This window comes from Ichthyenterobacterium magnum (assembly GCF_003610635.1).
Classification (GTDB): Bacteria; Bacteroidota; Bacteroidia; order Flavobacteriales; family Flavobacteriaceae; genus Ichthyenterobacterium; species Ichthyenterobacterium magnum.
Genome location: NZ_RAQJ01000002.1, coordinates 266,601 through 281,350, shown reverse-complemented (window position 1 = coordinate 281,350; position 14,750 = coordinate 266,601). Strand labels below are relative to the sequence as shown.

The 14,750-nt window shown below is 29.6% G+C and carries 14 protein-coding genes; 7 read left to right on the top strand and 7 right to left on the bottom strand.

The window, feature by feature from the left end; translation table 11 throughout:
- Positions 1–116: 116 nt before the first annotated feature.
- From BXY80_RS07330 to BXY80_RS07315, 4 genes are read left to right on the top strand one after another with little or no spacing between them, the layout of a single operon-like run.
- Positions 117–1,241 (top strand): DegT/DnrJ/EryC1/StrS family aminotransferase, encoded by a 1,125-nt coding sequence (locus tag BXY80_RS07330; protein ID WP_120200615.1) that lies wholly within the window; start codon positions 117–119, stop codon positions 1,239–1,241.
- On the top strand, positions 1,238–3,124 hold the full coding sequence (locus BXY80_RS07325) for a polysaccharide biosynthesis protein (protein ID WP_120200614.1): 1,887 nt from the start codon (positions 1,238–1,240) through the stop codon (positions 3,122–3,124). Before BXY80_RS07330 ends, BXY80_RS07325 begins: the two co-directional genes overlap by 4 nt.
- Before the next feature lie 24 nt (positions 3,125–3,148).
- A complete protein-coding gene (locus BXY80_RS07320) occupies positions 3,149–3,937 on the top strand; it encodes a polysaccharide biosynthesis/export family protein (RefSeq protein ID WP_120200613.1) in 789 nt (262 codons plus the stop codon).
- A 13-nt stretch (positions 3,938–3,950) separates the two neighbouring features.
- Positions 3,951–6,287 (top strand): GumC family protein, encoded by a 2,337-nt coding sequence (locus BXY80_RS07315; protein ID WP_120200612.1) that lies wholly within the window; start codon positions 3,951–3,953, stop codon positions 6,285–6,287.
- A 4-nt stretch (positions 6,288–6,291) separates the two neighbouring features.
- On the opposite strand, the gene BXY80_RS07310 is transcribed toward BXY80_RS07315, so the two are convergent.
- Together BXY80_RS07310 and BXY80_RS07305 are read right to left on the bottom strand one after the other, a co-directional pair.
- Positions 6,292–7,281, bottom strand: a complete 990-nt coding sequence (locus BXY80_RS07310; RefSeq protein ID WP_120200611.1) for a GNAT family N-acetyltransferase — start codon at positions 7,279–7,281, stop codon at positions 6,292–6,294.
- A gap of 100 nt (positions 7,282–7,381) precedes the next feature.
- Positions 7,382–8,554, bottom strand: coding sequence for a proline dehydrogenase family protein (locus BXY80_RS07305; protein WP_120200610.1), 1,173 nt, complete (start codon positions 8,552–8,554; stop codon positions 7,382–7,384).
- A 96-nt stretch (positions 8,555–8,650) separates the two neighbouring features.
- Between BXY80_RS07305 and aroB the strand changes: the two genes are divergently transcribed.
- Together aroB and BXY80_RS07295 are read left to right on the top strand one after the other, a co-directional pair.
- Positions 8,651–9,730: a 3-dehydroquinate synthase gene (aroB, locus tag BXY80_RS07300; protein ID WP_120200609.1), complete on the top strand. Its 1,080-nt coding sequence runs from the start codon at positions 8,651–8,653 to the stop codon at positions 9,728–9,730.
- A gap of 3 nt (positions 9,731–9,733) precedes the next feature.
- Positions 9,734–10,018 carry a hypothetical protein gene (locus BXY80_RS07295; RefSeq protein WP_120200608.1) on the top strand — a complete coding sequence of 95 codons (285 nt, stop codon included), beginning with the start codon at positions 9,734–9,736 and terminating at the stop codon, positions 10,016–10,018.
- Between the two features lie 9 nt (positions 10,019–10,027).
- Here the strand turns inward: BXY80_RS07295 and BXY80_RS07290 are convergent, their stop codons facing one another.
- From BXY80_RS07290 to BXY80_RS07280, 3 genes are all read right to left on the bottom strand, one after another.
- Positions 10,028–10,543: a DinB family protein gene (locus BXY80_RS07290; protein ID WP_120200607.1), complete on the bottom strand. Its 516-nt coding sequence runs from the start codon at positions 10,541–10,543 to the stop codon at positions 10,028–10,030.
- Positions 10,544–10,630: 87 nt separating this feature from the next.
- Positions 10,631–11,110 (bottom strand): Lrp/AsnC family transcriptional regulator, encoded by a 480-nt coding sequence (locus BXY80_RS07285; protein WP_120200606.1) that lies wholly within the window; start codon positions 11,108–11,110, stop codon positions 10,631–10,633.
- A 75-nt stretch (positions 11,111–11,185) separates the two neighbouring features.
- On the bottom strand, positions 11,186–12,316 hold the full coding sequence (locus tag BXY80_RS07280; protein ID WP_120200605.1) for a M14 family metallopeptidase: 1,131 nt from the start codon (positions 12,314–12,316) through the stop codon (positions 11,186–11,188).
- Positions 12,317–12,621: 305 nt separating this feature from the next.
- Here BXY80_RS07280 and BXY80_RS07275 point away from each other — a divergent pair, with 305 nt between their 5' ends.
- Complete coding sequence (locus BXY80_RS07275) at positions 12,622–12,999, top strand: helix-turn-helix domain-containing protein (RefSeq protein ID WP_120200604.1); 378 nt, start codon at positions 12,622–12,624, stop codon at positions 12,997–12,999.
- Between the two features lie 141 nt (positions 13,000–13,140).
- Here BXY80_RS07275 and BXY80_RS07270 read toward each other — a convergent pair whose 3' ends face one another.
- Entirely contained in the window at positions 13,141–14,148 is a 1,008-nt protein-coding gene (locus tag BXY80_RS07270) for a transglutaminase domain-containing protein (protein ID WP_245977201.1), read from the bottom strand.
- 29 nt (positions 14,149–14,177) lie between these two features.
- Positions 14,178–14,600 (bottom strand): carboxypeptidase-like regulatory domain-containing protein, encoded by a 423-nt coding sequence (locus tag BXY80_RS07265; protein ID WP_120200602.1) that lies wholly within the window; start codon positions 14,598–14,600, stop codon positions 14,178–14,180.
- Positions 14,601–14,750 lie beyond the last annotated feature (150 nt).

Here is a 14,750-nt window from a genome sequence, read left to right as displayed (position 1 = left end):
AATGAGTTTAGTTTAACACACTTAAAGTTAATTAAATATAAAATAGATTTTCTGTCCCAAGTCCCTTACTAGGCAAGAAGATTGAATAGTAGTAAACAAGCTTAATAAATTTTGATATGGAATCAAAAATATGGTTATCATCACCACACATGAGTGGTAATGAGCAATCTTATATCAATAATGCCTTTGAGACTAATTGGATAGCACCACTAGGTCCTCATGTAAATGGTTTTGAAGATGATATTCAATCGTACCTAAATGACAATATACATGTAGCTGCGTTAAGCTCTGGAACAGCTGCAATACACTTAGGTCTTATCTTATTAGGCGTAAAAAAGGGAGATGAAGTTATTTGTCAAAGTAAAACATTTTCTGCTTCTGCAAATCCAATATTATACTTAGGTGCAACACCAATTTTTGTTGATAGCGAAGAAGATACTTGGAATATTTCTCCAAACCAATTAGAACTAGCAATTCAAGACCGCATAAAAAAAGGAAAAAAACCAAAAGCTATAATTGCAGTACATTTATATGGTATGCCCTATAAAGTAGATCAAATTAACTCAATTGCAGCTGCTTATAATATTCCAGTACTAGAAGATAGTGCCGAAGCACTAGGTAGCACTTTTAAAAACAAAAAATGCGGAACATTAGGAGACATCTCTATACTGTCATTTAATGGTAACAAAATAATAACTACATCTGGTGGTGGTGCATTAATTACAAAAAATAAAACAATAAAAGATAAAGCTGTTTTTTTTGCCACACAATCTAGAGATAAAGCAGTTGAATATTTACATTCAAAGATTGGATACAACTATAGACTGTCTAATGTCTTAGCCGGAATTGGACGAGGTCAAATGGAGGTTTTAGATAAGCGCGTAGCGTCTCGAAGAAAAAACTACGAATTCTATAAAAAAAACCTAAACTATATAGATAATATAATCTTTAAAAGCGAACCAGAAGGCATGTTTTCAAACAGATGGTTAACTACCATATTAACAGATTCTGAAGAAACACGAGAGGGTTTAAGACTAGAGCTAGACAAGCACAACATAGAGTCTAGACCATTGTGGAAACCAATGCATCAACAACCAATTTTTAAAGATTATCCTAAATATATAAATGGCGTATCAGACCAATTATTTAAAAAAGGCTTATGTTTACCAAGCGGCTCTAACTTAACTGATAATGAACTCGATAGAGTTATATCCATAATAAAAACGTATTTTAGAGTATGATTACAAGACTACTAAATAAAATATCACACAAATATGCATCTAAATGGCTAATCATGCTTTTAGACTTATTTATTGTGAGTTTTACTTTTGTTTCTGCTTATATAATTCGATTCAATTTTAAAATTGATTTTGAAATTAGCATTGTTTTAAAGCAGCTACCTTTTGTAATTATAGCAGCTCTTATTAGTTTCTTATTAGTAAGCTCTCACAAAGGCGTTGTAAGGTTCACTGGATTTAAAGATGTTGTAAATATTATAATTGGTGTTAATATATTAGCAACACTTTTAATCATTTCTACATTTTTTAGTCGAAAATTTCATTTCGATGAAACCTTTAACATATCTGGTTCAATTATATATATTCATTTACTGCTAAATATACTATTCTTAATTGGGTTTAAGCTCTTTATTAAATCTTTGTATAACAATTTAATGCATGAAATTAAAACCCAAAAGAGAATTTTAATTTTTGGAGCAGGAAATTCTGGAATGATTACTTATGATGCTATAAGAAATGACCCAAAAAACACCCATGAAGTCATTGGTTTTATTGATGATAATGAAGGTAAAGTTGGCAAAAAAATAAACTTACTCAATGTTTATAGTTTAGATAAAATTAATACTGAATTTATAAGCAATCTTTCTATTGAAGAAGTTATTGTTTCTATACAAAACATAGAAGCTTCAAGACTTTTTCAAATATCAGGGTTTCTATTCAACTTAGGTTTAAAAGTAAAAATTGTTCCACCTGTACAAAATTGGATTGATGGCGATTTAAGTATTGGTCAAATTAAAGATGTTAAAATTGAAGATTTATTGGGAAGAGAACCCATAACAATTATAAATCCTGCTTTAGTAGATGAGTATGAAAATCAAATAATATTTATAACTGGTGCAGCTGGCTCTATTGGTAGTGAAATTGCAAGAAAAGCTACACAATATGCATACAAAAAACTAGTGTTAATTGATACTGCAGAATCTGCCTTATATAACATACAACAAGAATTTATACAAAAAGGAATAAAAAATTTCATAGCAGTTGTTGCAGACGTAAGAGATTCGCAACGTATGGAATATCTTTTTAATCTTTACAGACCCAAAATTGTATTTCATGCTGCTGCTTACAAGCATGTTCCATTAATGGAAAACAACCCATATGAAGCTGTGAGCGTTAATATAAACGGAACAAGAAATGTAGCAAGCTTAGCAGTAAAGCATAGTGTAAATAAATTTGTTTTTATTTCAACTGATAAAGCTGTCAACCCAACAAATGTCATGGGAGCAACAAAACGTATTGCAGAGCTTTACGTTAATAGTTTACAAGGTAAAGGTCAAACAAAATTTATAACAACAAGATTTGGTAATGTTTTAGGATCTAACGGATCTGTAATTCCTTTATTTAAAAAACAAATTGATTTAGGCGGCCCAATTACTGTAACACATGAAGAAATCACACGGTATTTTATGACTATACCTGAAGCATGTCAACTTGTTTTAGAAGCTGCAACAATGGGTAATGGAGGCGAAATATTTGTGTTTGATATGGGAGAATCTGTAAAAATATTTGATCTTGCAAAAAATATGATTATTCTTTCTGGACTTCGTTATCCAGAAGATATAGACATTAAAATTATTGGTTTACGTCCAGGCGAAAAAATATATGAAGAATTACTAGCTGATGGAGAAAATACACGGCCTACATATCATGAAAAAATAATGATAGCTAGAACCAAACGAATTGATAATGAAGAAATTGATAAAAAAATAGCAAACTTATGCTCAATAAACTCCAAAGTTAGAACCCTTGAAGTTGTTTCATTAATAAAAGAAATTATACCAGAATACATTTCTAACAATTCAAAATTCGAAGTCTTAGATTCATAAAAACTAACCCAAATAAAAAACCAAATGGCATTTAAATTTACATCAAATACAATTACTAAACCTATAGCTATACTTGCTTTGGCTTTAATTTCATCATGTGCATCAAAAAAAGACATTGTTTACTTTCAAGACGAACCTGTAAACGATCAAACAATACTCAACACCAAGTTTGAATTAGCTTACAAAACAGATGATCTTCTAACAATTGATGTTTCTGCTTTAGATCCAGACGCTGTAAGACCCTTTAATTTACCAGCGGTAACATATAACTCAGGTGGTTTAAGTGCTCAAGGCAATGTGATAAGACAAACATATTTAGTAGACCCAGATGGTAATATAGAGTTCCCAGTGTTAGGAACACTAAAAATTGGTGGATTAACCAGAGCTCAAGCCTCAGATTTTCTTAAAGAAAAATTAAGTGAATATGTTAAAAATCCAATAGTAAATATTAGGTTAATTAATTTTACAATTTCTGTTTTAGGAGAAGTTAATAGACCAGGAACATTTACCATACAAGATGAACGTATATCTCTTGTTGAAGCTTTAGGTCTAGCTGGAGATTTAACAATATATGGAGAACGTAATAATGTTTTTTTAGTTAGAGAAGTTGATGGACAAAAAAAATACGCGAAATTTGATTTAACTTCTATTAATGTGGTTAATTCTCCTGTGTATTACCTTACTCAAAATGATATGATATATGTTACACCTAATGATGCTAGAGTACGTCAATCATCATATAACCCAAATAATAGCTTAATAATTTCTGCTGTTGGAGTTTTAGCAACAATAACTGCAATCCTTATAAAATAAACACTAAACTTCTATGGATTACAACAATACAAATCTTGATGAATTGAGAAACAAAGTAGATTTATTTTTGTCAAAATGGAAATTCATCTTGCTATTTTTAATAGTAGCTCTTTCTTGGGCGTATTTACATTTAAGATATGCAAACTATCAATATGAAGCCACTGCATCTATAAAAATTAATGATGAAAAACAGTCTAAACAACTTCCAGAACTTACTGCGTTACAAGATTACGGAATGTTTTCTTCAGATTTTAACAACGTAAAAGATGAAGCAGAAATCATTACATCTAGAGCATTAATAAAACAAGTTGTTGAGGATTTAAATCTTAATATTCAATATTTTGTTAGAGGTAAAATTAAAGAGCAAGAAGTTTACAAAAACCCTCCAATTGTCCTGAATTTTTTTGAGAGTGATTCAATTCTCAATGCTATTGACACAACGTTATATTTAAAAATAAAATCTCAAACAAAATTTATGCTATCAAACACTGAGCATAATGAATTATTAGATATAGAAAGCTCAGATGCAAAAGAATATAATTTTGGAGATCGAATCACTACAGGTTTTGGTGATTTAGTAATCACACCAAGTATTGATAACTATTTACCTGGAAGTAGTATAAAAATTAAAATGTCTCCAGTAAAATCTATTGTTGGAGCTTATCAGTCTAAAATAAAAGCAATTACAAATAAAGGATCTAACATTATTAAAATTAGTCTCAAAGAAAATTTAAAGACCAAAGCACAATTAATTTTAGACAAACTTGTTGAAAAATACAATGATGATGTTATTAATGACAAACAGCTAATAGTAGATGCAACATCAGAATTTATAAACAATAGATTAAATACTGTTTCAAACGAACTAGAGCAGGTAGATTTTACAGCTGAAACTCTACAAAAGAAAAACAGACTTACAGCTTTAAACTCACAAGCTGATATATTTTTACAAAGTGAAAGAGAAAATGAAAGCAAATTAATAAATACTACAAACCAAATCCAGCTAATTGACTACATGAAAGATCATTTAAACAATAATGATTCTGACACTGATTTATTGCCCGCAGATGTTGGTATTGCAGATAACTCTGTAGCACTAATTACTAAAAGCCATAACGAATTAGTACTCCAACGTGATAGACTTTTAAAAAACTCAACAGAAAAAAACCCAACTGTCGTAAATTTAAATAATGAAATTAATGCGTTAAAGCAAAACTTAAATCAAAGTTTAGACAATATTCAGTCTGCAAACAAAATCACTCTTAATACATTAAACAAAGAAGATGCTAGAATAAGTGCTCAACTCTACTCTGCACCTGGTAAAGCAAGACAATTTAGAGATGTGAAGCGTCAACAAGACATCAAAGAATCTTTATTTTTATACTTATTACAAAAGCGTGAAGAAACAGCTATATCTCAAGGTCTGTCATCACCTAATGCAAAAATAATAGACTCTGCATTTGCTAATAGCGATCCTGTTTCTCCAAAAAAGAATATTACTTATTTAGCTGCATTTTTATTAGGTATTTTAATTCCTGTATCACTTATTTATGTAACTGATTTATTAGATACTAAAATTCATGATAAAAATGAGCTTTTAAAAGTATTAAAAATGCCTTATTTAGGTGATATTCCAAAATCTGACAAGAAAAAACGACTTGTGCAACAAGTTGATTATACACCAAAAGCTGAAGCTTTTAGAATTGTACGTTCTAACATCAATTTTATGCTTCAAAATAAAAGTAAAGATTGTAAAACGCTATTTGTAACATCTACAACTAGTCAAGAAGGAAAGTCTCACACATCTATAAATTTAGCAACCTCTTTTTCGTTTTCTGAGAAAAAAGTACTCCTCATAGAAACAGACATTAGAGTGCCAAAAGTAAATGAATACTTAAAAATAAAATCAGATAAGGGTCTTACAAATTATATATCAGACAAATCACTATCCATTAAAGATGTAACGGTTTCTGTTAAGGATAATGAGTTTTTAGATGTAATTCCGTCTGGAGCAATACCACCAAATCCAGCAGAATTATTAATGAGTGAGCGCGTTAAAGAACTTTTTAGCGAAGCAAAAAATAACTACGACTATATAGTTGTTGATACTGCTGCTGTAGGCTTGGTTACAGACACTTTACTTATTAGCGAGTTTGCAGATATGTTTATTTATGTTGTGAGCGCAAACAATATTGATAAGCGTCAATTATACATAGCTCAAACAATGTATGATGAAAAACGATTGCCCAATATGGCTGTTCTTTTAAATGGAACTACTAAAAAGAAAGGTTACGGCTATGGTTATGGTAAAAACCCAAAAAAAGCAAAAAAGAAATTTGGAATTATTTAACTATTTATTTTTGCTTTGCAAATACATATTTAAGTTTTGTGTACAAAGCATTTACATTCTTATCTCTAAGAAATTGTTTAAATTTAAAATACATCACAACTCCATTTGCTACTAGTATAGCAGATGGAGATTTTTTATCGTAAACTATGTGATGATAGTAAAAGTAGGCTGTATCTGTCCAACGCTTTTTATAATAGCTTTCGCCTTTTGAAAAATCTAATTTTTTTATGCCATTATCTAAAGACCATTCAAGCAACTTGTATATTTCTATATTACCAATATTCATTTTATTAAAATCAACATCAAAAGTTCTTATAGATACCATAAGCACATCGTTATTTAAAAAATTAATCGACATAGCTATAGGTACATTACTATTATAAACTACATTAAAGACTACTTTTTTCTCTAAAATTAAAGGATAAATTAATTCTTGATAAAAATCCCACATTGGCAAAACAGTATTAAATGTGTTTTTTTCGTCAAAACGTTTACCTAAAAGTTCTTTAAAAGCAGACATTTCTTTATTGTAATCCTCTTTACTAATCGCTCCAAAATAAACTTTATATGAAATTTGAAGTTTTTCGTCTAATTGTTTTAAACTTCGCCTAAAATTATACCTGCTTTTTGAAGAATTAAAATAAGCTGCAAGGACATCATCTATATTTTTAAACTTGCTTAAATCTGCATAAAAACCTTTGTATTGCCTTACTTTTTTTATAGATATGTTTATTGGGTTTTTATTATTTAATAAAAAATAATCAGGTACATCATATAACAAAATCGCCTTGTTTTTATAATCTATAGCGGAGTTGTTAATGCTATAAGTTATTCCGTTAGTAAAATTTTTTCCAATATTCTTAAATAGAAAAAATGGCGTTTTTATAAATTTTACACCATTAACGAAGTTAAATGCAACTGCTTTCTTTTTTTTGTCGTAATATTTAGACCAAGTGGTTTCAAAGGTTGAAGACGTAAAAGGATTTGAGTTCATTAAAAATGATGCTATTTATATTTCTTTGTGAAAATAATTAAAGTACACGCAATCTATAATTTTAATCTTTAAAAACCATATTCTTCAGACTAAAGTAAAATCAAAGTCTGCGTCTAGCTTTTTCTTGCTTTAATAAATTAAGCTCTCTACTTGTTTGACCAGCAACTGATGTGTTTTCTTCTGCACGTCTAATAAGATATGGCATTACATCTTTAACAGGACCAAAAGGCACATATTTTGCTACATTATAACCTTGTTCTGCAAGATTAAAACTAATATGATCACTCATTCCATAAAGTTGACCAAACCATACGCTATTATCATCTTTTTTTATACCTAATTTATTCATTAAACGCATAGCTATATAACAACTCTCTTCATTATGAGTTCCTATAAATAAAGATATATCACTTAAGTGATTTAAAATATACTCTAGTGTTTGATTAAAATTATCGTCTGTAGCTTGCTTTGATACACATATTGGTGACGTATAACCTTTATCTTCTGCTCTATCGCGTTCTTTTTCCATATAAGCACCACGTACAATCTTAACACCTATTTTAAAACCATTTTTCTTAGCTCTATCATGAAGTTGTTTTAAATAATCTAATCTATCCCAACGATAAGTTTGTAATGTATTATATACAATTGGTTTTTCTGTATTATACTTTGCCATCATAGCTTCACATAAGTCATCAGCAGCATCTTGCATCCAACTCTCTTCGCCATCAATTAATACTTCTACATCTTTTTCTTTTGCATATTTGCAGACTTTATCAAAACGCTCTACTACTCTATCCCATTCTTGTCGTTCTTCAGGTGTAAACTCAAGACCTTCTCCTTTTTTTTGATATAAATGAAAACGACCAAATCCTGTAGGTTTAAATACAGCAATTGGCATTGCATCTTTTTCATCTGCAAACTTTATAATTTTTAAGGTTTTTTCCATAGCTGCATCAAAATGGGTTTCATTTTCTTTACCTTCTACAGAAAAATCTAGAACAGCACACACACCTTTATCAAACATTTTATCGATAACTGGCAAACAATCTTCTTCATTTACGCCGCCACAAAAGTGATCAAAAACTGTTGACCGTATTAAGCCTTCAACAGGTAAATGCGCTTTTAATGCAAAGTTTGTAGCTGCAGTTCCTATTTTTACCAAAGGTTGATGAGATATCATTTTAAATAAAAAATAAGCGCGTTCAAGTTCAGAATCACTTTTTAAACTAAAAGCGACTTTGGTATTATCAAAAAGTTGCGGTGTTGTCATTGCTAAAAAATATTCTAACAAAAATAATTATTCATTCGCTATTATTTAATTAAAAACTGCTTATTTTCATGCTCTATTTAAAGGAATCCTTTATTCATGAACTCAATACAGACAAAAAGTTATTCAGTACACTTTAATTCAAACTGTTATACACAGTTAAACGCATACATTGATAATGGTGCTTTTTCTAAAATTTTCATTTTAGTAGATAGCAACACGCATGAATATTGTCTCTCAAAGTTTATGTCTCAATTGCAAACTGAAATTCCTTTTGAAATTATTGAAATTGAAGCTGGAGAACACAACAAGACTATAGATACTTGTGTTGGTGTATGGAATGCATTATCTGAACTTGATGCAGATAGAAAAGGTTTAATGATAAATCTTGGTGGTGGTGTTGTAACAGATTTGGGTGGTTTTGTTGCTTGCACGTTTAAACGTGGTATAAAGTACATTAATGTACCTACATCACTCCTAGCGATGGTAGATGCGTCTGTAGGCGGAAAAACAGGAGTTGATTTAGGTGTTTTAAAAAATCAAATAGGTGTAATTAACTCTGGAGATATGGTTTTGATTGACACTTCGTTTTTAGATACGCTTCCGCAAAATCAATTAAAGTCTGGCTTAGCAGAAATGCTCAAACATGGTTTGATTTATGATAGAATTTACTGGAACAAACTTAAAGACTTATCTCAACTAACTTTAAATGATTTAGATACATTAATTTATGAATCTGTTGAAATTAAAAAAGATATTGTTACTAAAGACCCATTAGAAAATGGGTTGCGTAAACACTTAAATTTTGGGCACACACTCGGTCATGCCATCGAATCTTATTTTTTAAGTCATGATAAAAAAGAAGACTTGCTACATGGTGAAGCTGTTGCTATTGGTATGGTTCTAGAATGCTATTTGTCTTCTGAATTGCTAGGTTTTTCAAAAGAAGATTTAGAAGAAATTACTACAACTATAAACACAATTTATAAGCCTGTAAATATTCAAGACTCAGATTATAATGCCATTATTGAATTACTTAAATACGATAAGAAAAATGAACATGGTAATATCAATTTTGTATTACTAAAAAACATTGGCGAACCAAAAGTAAATTGCTTAGTAGATAACCTTTTAATTATTAATGCCTTTGAATATTATAACATTAAAATTAAATTGTAGGCTATGCAAGAAAGAAAACTAAAAATTCTTCGATTAATTGATGAAGCTCATAAAATTATTGAAGATGGTTACCATGATTTGAGACAACCAAAAGATGAGCAAGCAACAAACCAACAAAGACAGTTTTTATTAGCAGATATGGCTTGTCATTTAATACAAGATGCCATGCGTGATGATATCACAAATAGTGAATCATTAAAAAATAGATTGTATGCTATTTTGACTATTAGTGATGACTTTTTAACAAAAAAAGAACTAAAACCTCTAGCGCAAACAATTATTGATTAATTACCATCATTAAAGGTATCTCTCCTTTATAACTTTACAGTGATGTATTTCGTGACCAATAGTTATAAAACCAATTGCTCTTACAGAAAGCTTACTGCTATTAGCATTACCAACGGTTAAAAGTATCTCATCACTAAAACTATCAAACAAGATTAGAGTTGCTAACCTTACTGCTTTATACTCGTTCATTAAACTAACAACTGATCTGTCATTTGCATGACTATTATCAGCATATTCATCTTGATCATAACCTGGCAAAGCTGTCTTGTCTTTACGTGCTATACATAAAGCTCTATAAGTAAATACACGTTCTGTATCTATTATATGCTGTAAAACCTCTTTAATAGTCCATTTATCATTAGCATAACGATAATCAAATTTATCTTCTGGAATAGATTCAAAAAAAGCAATAGTAGCATCTCCTTTTAGCTTTAAACCTTCTCTTAAGCTTAAGGCTTCTGTTTTATCAATATAAGGTTGATAATATGAATTATATTCTTCGTTATTTAAATCATCTTTAGTCATAAGCTGAGTTTTATTTGAATAAAAGTAACAAAAAACCCTTTATCTATAAAAGAGATAAAGGGTTTTACTTTATTACTGTTATAATAATTATAACTCGTTAAAAATGGTATGCATCAAACGTTTTTTATCGTTAATACTTTCTTCTAACGAAATCATTGTTTCTGTTCTGTAAATTCCTTCAATGTCATCTAATAAGAAAATTATTTCTTTAGCGTGTGTAGTATCTTTAGCTCTTATTTTACAAAAGATATTAAACTTTCCTGTAGTAATATGCGCAACAGTTACATACGGAATTTGATTTATACGCTCTAACACAAATTTAGTTTGTGACGTATTTTGTAAAAACACACCAACATAAGCAATAAAAGAATAGCCTAGTTTTTTATAATCTAATGTTAAAGAAGAACCTCTAATAATACCAGCTTCTTCCATTTTTTTTACTCTTACATGAACCGTACCTGCAGATATAACTAATTTTTTTGCAATATCTGTAAACGGAATCCTTGTATTATCAATCAACATATCTAAAATCTGGTGATCGATTTCATCTAATTTAAACTTTGCCATCCTCTATGTATTCTTTAAATTAAACACAAAATTAATGCATTTTTATTGAAGATAATGCATTGATTTTAAGTTTTTTTATGGTGTCAATGCATATTTTTCACCATTCACGAATACGAAATCGTTTTCGTCTCCAACTTTTAACACCGCTTCGTTTGCAAATAAAACCTTACTACCATTAGCATCAAGTTCTTTATGACCATAACAACCATTTAACTTAGATATTTTCTCAATTTTTGGAATAAATACAATTTTATTGTCAATAAGCCTTTCTTGATATTGCACAGCAATATCTCCTTTATCAGAATTTCTAATTATTATATCATAAAACAACTTTTGGTTCATTGGGATTTTTAAATATGGCTTATAAAATTCACCTGAAACCTCATGGTTAGTAATATAATCAATACTAACAAACAACGATTGAAATATAAAAATTCTTGTTTTTTCTCTATCGTAATCATTAACATAATGACCAGCTTCAAAAAGAATAGTAGGCACATTATGGCTTTGAAATGTGTCACCAACACAATTAATGTTAAATGCATCATCATAAACACCTACTTGGTTAGGGATTTGAATCTGCAAAGTGGTATTTATCTCTGCTATAACTTCCATAGCTTTTTTTCGATTATTTGTTACAGTACAATCTTTATCTTGAGCTGGAGCTAAAAATGACACCGTAGCAGGTTTATTAGTATTCCCAGCACTAAATATAGTACGTTGACCATGCAGGTTAAAGCAAAAGTCAGGTTTAAAGATGTCAAAAAGTTGCCGTAAAATTTTACTCTCAGGCTGCGACAAGTCTTGAGCGTCTCTATTTAAATCAATATTATTGGCATTTAGTCTCGTATAAGCACGTGCGCCATCAGGATTTAAAATAGGAATAACAACGACGGTACAAGCTTTTAAAATGCTATTTATAACCTTTTCATCTCCAGAAAAGAGATTAAACATATCAAATAAGGCCTTTGTTGTTGTTGATTCGTTACCATGCATTTGTGACCAAAACAGTAATTTCTTAGATCCTGTACCAAATTGCACTTTATAAATAGATTCTCCATTAACAGATTTTCCTATCTCAGAAACTTGAAATCTATATGGCAATTTTTGTAAAAGCGGTTCAATAAAATCATTGTTAATATAACGATGAAAGAGACTCTTTTCTTGGTAGGTTTTAAACCATAATTTTAATTGATCTAGATGCATATATACTATTATAATGTTACAAAGTTAAACATTTGATTTTTTACATTTGTAAACATCGCTTTTATTTAAAATTGAATACAATTGTAACCAAAATCACATTCTGTTAACAACAGACAACATTAAGTATTAAAGATTATTCAATAACAATTAAAATCCATATACAATCTACTTGTTTTCAGATGATTAAATAATTTTATATAAAGCGTTAAATTATTATAAAACAAATATTAATAGTCTAAATCGCATATTGTAAACGTATATTGATTACATTTGTAACATCTTAAACATTCATTTTTCTGTTTACAATGATAAACACACAAAATTTTGCAAAACGTCTACAAAAAGTCATTGATTTTTATGGAGAAACTGCGTCTTCTTTTTCCGAAAAAATTGGTGTGCAACGCTCTTCTATTTCCCACATATTATCTGGTAGAAATAAACCGAGTTTAGATTTTGTAATGAAAGTCCTCGCCTCTTTTCCCGAAGTGGAATTGTATTGGTTGTTAAATGGTAAAGGTCATTTTCCAACACAAGAAAAAAAAGAAATTGAAAAAACTATTACAAAGCCAAAATTTGCCCAAGAAATTGAAATAAAGCCTTCTGCTGCATTATCTAACAACAAGTCAATAGAACGTATCGTTATTTTCTATAAAGATGGGAGTTTTAAGAGTTTTGAGGAATAAACTAAGACTGCATCAAGTTTTACCAAAATTGTTTTAGAATCTATTTGTCTTTCAATAATAAAACTACCATAATGATTTAATGACCCTAATTATAACTTAGGATTAATGCGGTCTCAATCCGCTGTGAGTTTCAAACCTATTTTAGCCTTTCACTCTAAATGTATACGTAGAAATTAAATCTTTTCCTATTAAAAAATGCACATCATAGAAACCCATTCTCTCAAATTTATACTCAACAGTTAATGATTTGTTTTTAATTGAGGTTAATTCTGGATGTACTTTTTTACTACTCTTACCATTATCAATTAAAAGGCTTATGTCTTTTGCTTCTACTGGTTTAATCAATTGAAACTCAAAAACAATACTTTCATTTTTTTGTATGATGTTGTGCATTTTTTTAGGCTCTTTATGTACGCTAAGATTAGTATAAGCCTTACCGTAAATTATTGGAGCTTCAATAAAAGCTTTAAATGAAGGTTTGTCTTCATCTAGTAATAACATCCATTTTTTGTCTGCTGGATAGTGATTTACAGCAAAGAGTTTTGGGTTAGATAAGAAAAAACCATTGTTGTAATGAAACTCAAACTTAGAGGTTGCAAGGTTTGGTATACCACTTGCCCAAGTTGGGTCGCAGAGATACCATTTGCTGTTTAGCTTAACAGCATTCCATGAGTGATTAGGCGTATCTAATCTATCGACATTTGTTGTGCTAGACCTAGCAAAACCATGAACAATCTCACAATCTATATTGGCTAAAACTGAAAGTTTTTTTATTAAATACGCATAGCCTGTGCAAAGTGTTTTATTCTTTTTAAGGAGTTTTTTAAATACAATCTTACTAAAATGGTCATTCCATTTTTTTAGCTTAAGACTGTCATCTCTATAACGTTGTCTTTTTCGCATGTTTTTATGAAAAAGACGATAGTCATTAGCAATATTACCACAAACCCACATAAAAATAGCTCTAAAACGCTCAACATCTGTATCTAGGTTTGCTGTGAGTTTATAAGCTAGTTCGGGTAAATTATTAAGTTTTTCATTTTTGTACTCCAATGCAATTTTGTCTGCTTCATTAAAATTGACAGTGCCAAAATCTGATATTTGAGCATTAGATTGAAATGCAAATATGAACAAAAATAAATATCGCATTAGTTTCATTACAACAAAGCTACAAGCGACTACTTATTAGATCGCTTAGACTTATATGGCTTATCAGAATTTAAAGCACCTACAAATTCAAGTAAATCTTCAGACAGTCTTAATCTTATAAAGCCAGTATCTGCTTTAATTTTCATTTCTACCGTTTCATAACCTAAGTAACTAATTAGCAAAACATCTCCTGTTTTAAGTGGTTTTGGAAAAATAAATTCTCCTTTGCTATTAGATGAAGTTCCTATTTTAGTGCCTTTTAATACAATACTAGCACTTTCTAAAGGACCATCATCATTGCTAATAACTCCTTTAATTGTTCGTTCATTTTGTAGAGTTGTTTTAGATTGCCCATAAACAGGATTAAACGCTAGAATTGTCATCATTAAAAATGCAACATAACCTAAAGCTCTAAGACTTTTTTTTGGTGTAAATGTAGATTGATTCTTCATAATTATAAATATTTTGTTTACATCAAATCTATTATAACAAACATAGCTATAAAAGTTACATTGAGTGTGCAACCGTTTTGAATGAGTGAAGATACTATATCTTGGAGTCAATAACAATTACATATCTACAAAACAGCACTTTGAGTGCCA

Bases quoted from the DNA above. Each gene is read 5' to 3' on its own strand.
- BXY80_RS07330 (WP_120200615.1), top strand. From the start codon at position 117: ATGGAATCAAAAATATGGTTATCATCACCACACATGAGTGGTAATGAG.
- BXY80_RS07325 (WP_120200614.1), top strand. From the start codon at position 1,238: ATGATTACAAGACTACTAAATAAAATATCACACAAATATGCATCTAAA.
- BXY80_RS07320 (WP_120200613.1), top strand. From the start codon at position 3,149: ATGGCATTTAAATTTACATCAAATACAATTACTAAACCTATAGCTATA.
- BXY80_RS07315 (WP_120200612.1), top strand. From the start codon at position 3,951: ATGGATTACAACAATACAAATCTTGATGAATTGAGAAACAAAGTAGAT.
- BXY80_RS07310 (WP_120200611.1), bottom strand. From the start codon at position 7,281: ATGAACTCAAATCCTTTTACGTCTTCAACCTTTGAAACCACTTGGTCT.
- BXY80_RS07305 (WP_120200610.1), bottom strand. From the start codon at position 8,554: ATGACAACACCGCAACTTTTTGATAATACCAAAGTCGCTTTTAGTTTA.
- aroB (WP_120200609.1), top strand. From the start codon at position 8,651: ATGAACTCAATACAGACAAAAAGTTATTCAGTACACTTTAATTCAAAC.
- BXY80_RS07295 (WP_120200608.1), top strand. From the start codon at position 9,734: ATGCAAGAAAGAAAACTAAAAATTCTTCGATTAATTGATGAAGCTCAT.
- BXY80_RS07290 (WP_120200607.1), bottom strand. From the start codon at position 10,543: ATGACTAAAGATGATTTAAATAACGAAGAATATAATTCATATTATCAA.
- BXY80_RS07285 (WP_120200606.1), bottom strand. From the start codon at position 11,110: ATGGCAAAGTTTAAATTAGATGAAATCGATCACCAGATTTTAGATATG.
- BXY80_RS07280 (WP_120200605.1), bottom strand. From the start codon at position 12,316: ATGCATCTAGATCAATTAAAATTATGGTTTAAAACCTACCAAGAAAAG.
- BXY80_RS07275 (WP_120200604.1), top strand. From the start codon at position 12,622: ATGATAAACACACAAAATTTTGCAAAACGTCTACAAAAAGTCATTGAT.
- BXY80_RS07270 (WP_245977201.1), bottom strand. From the start codon at position 14,148: ATGCGATATTTATTTTTGTTCATATTTGCATTTCAATCTAATGCTCAA.
- BXY80_RS07265 (WP_120200602.1), bottom strand. From the start codon at position 14,600: ATGAAGAATCAATCTACATTTACACCAAAAAAAAGTCTTAGAGCTTTA.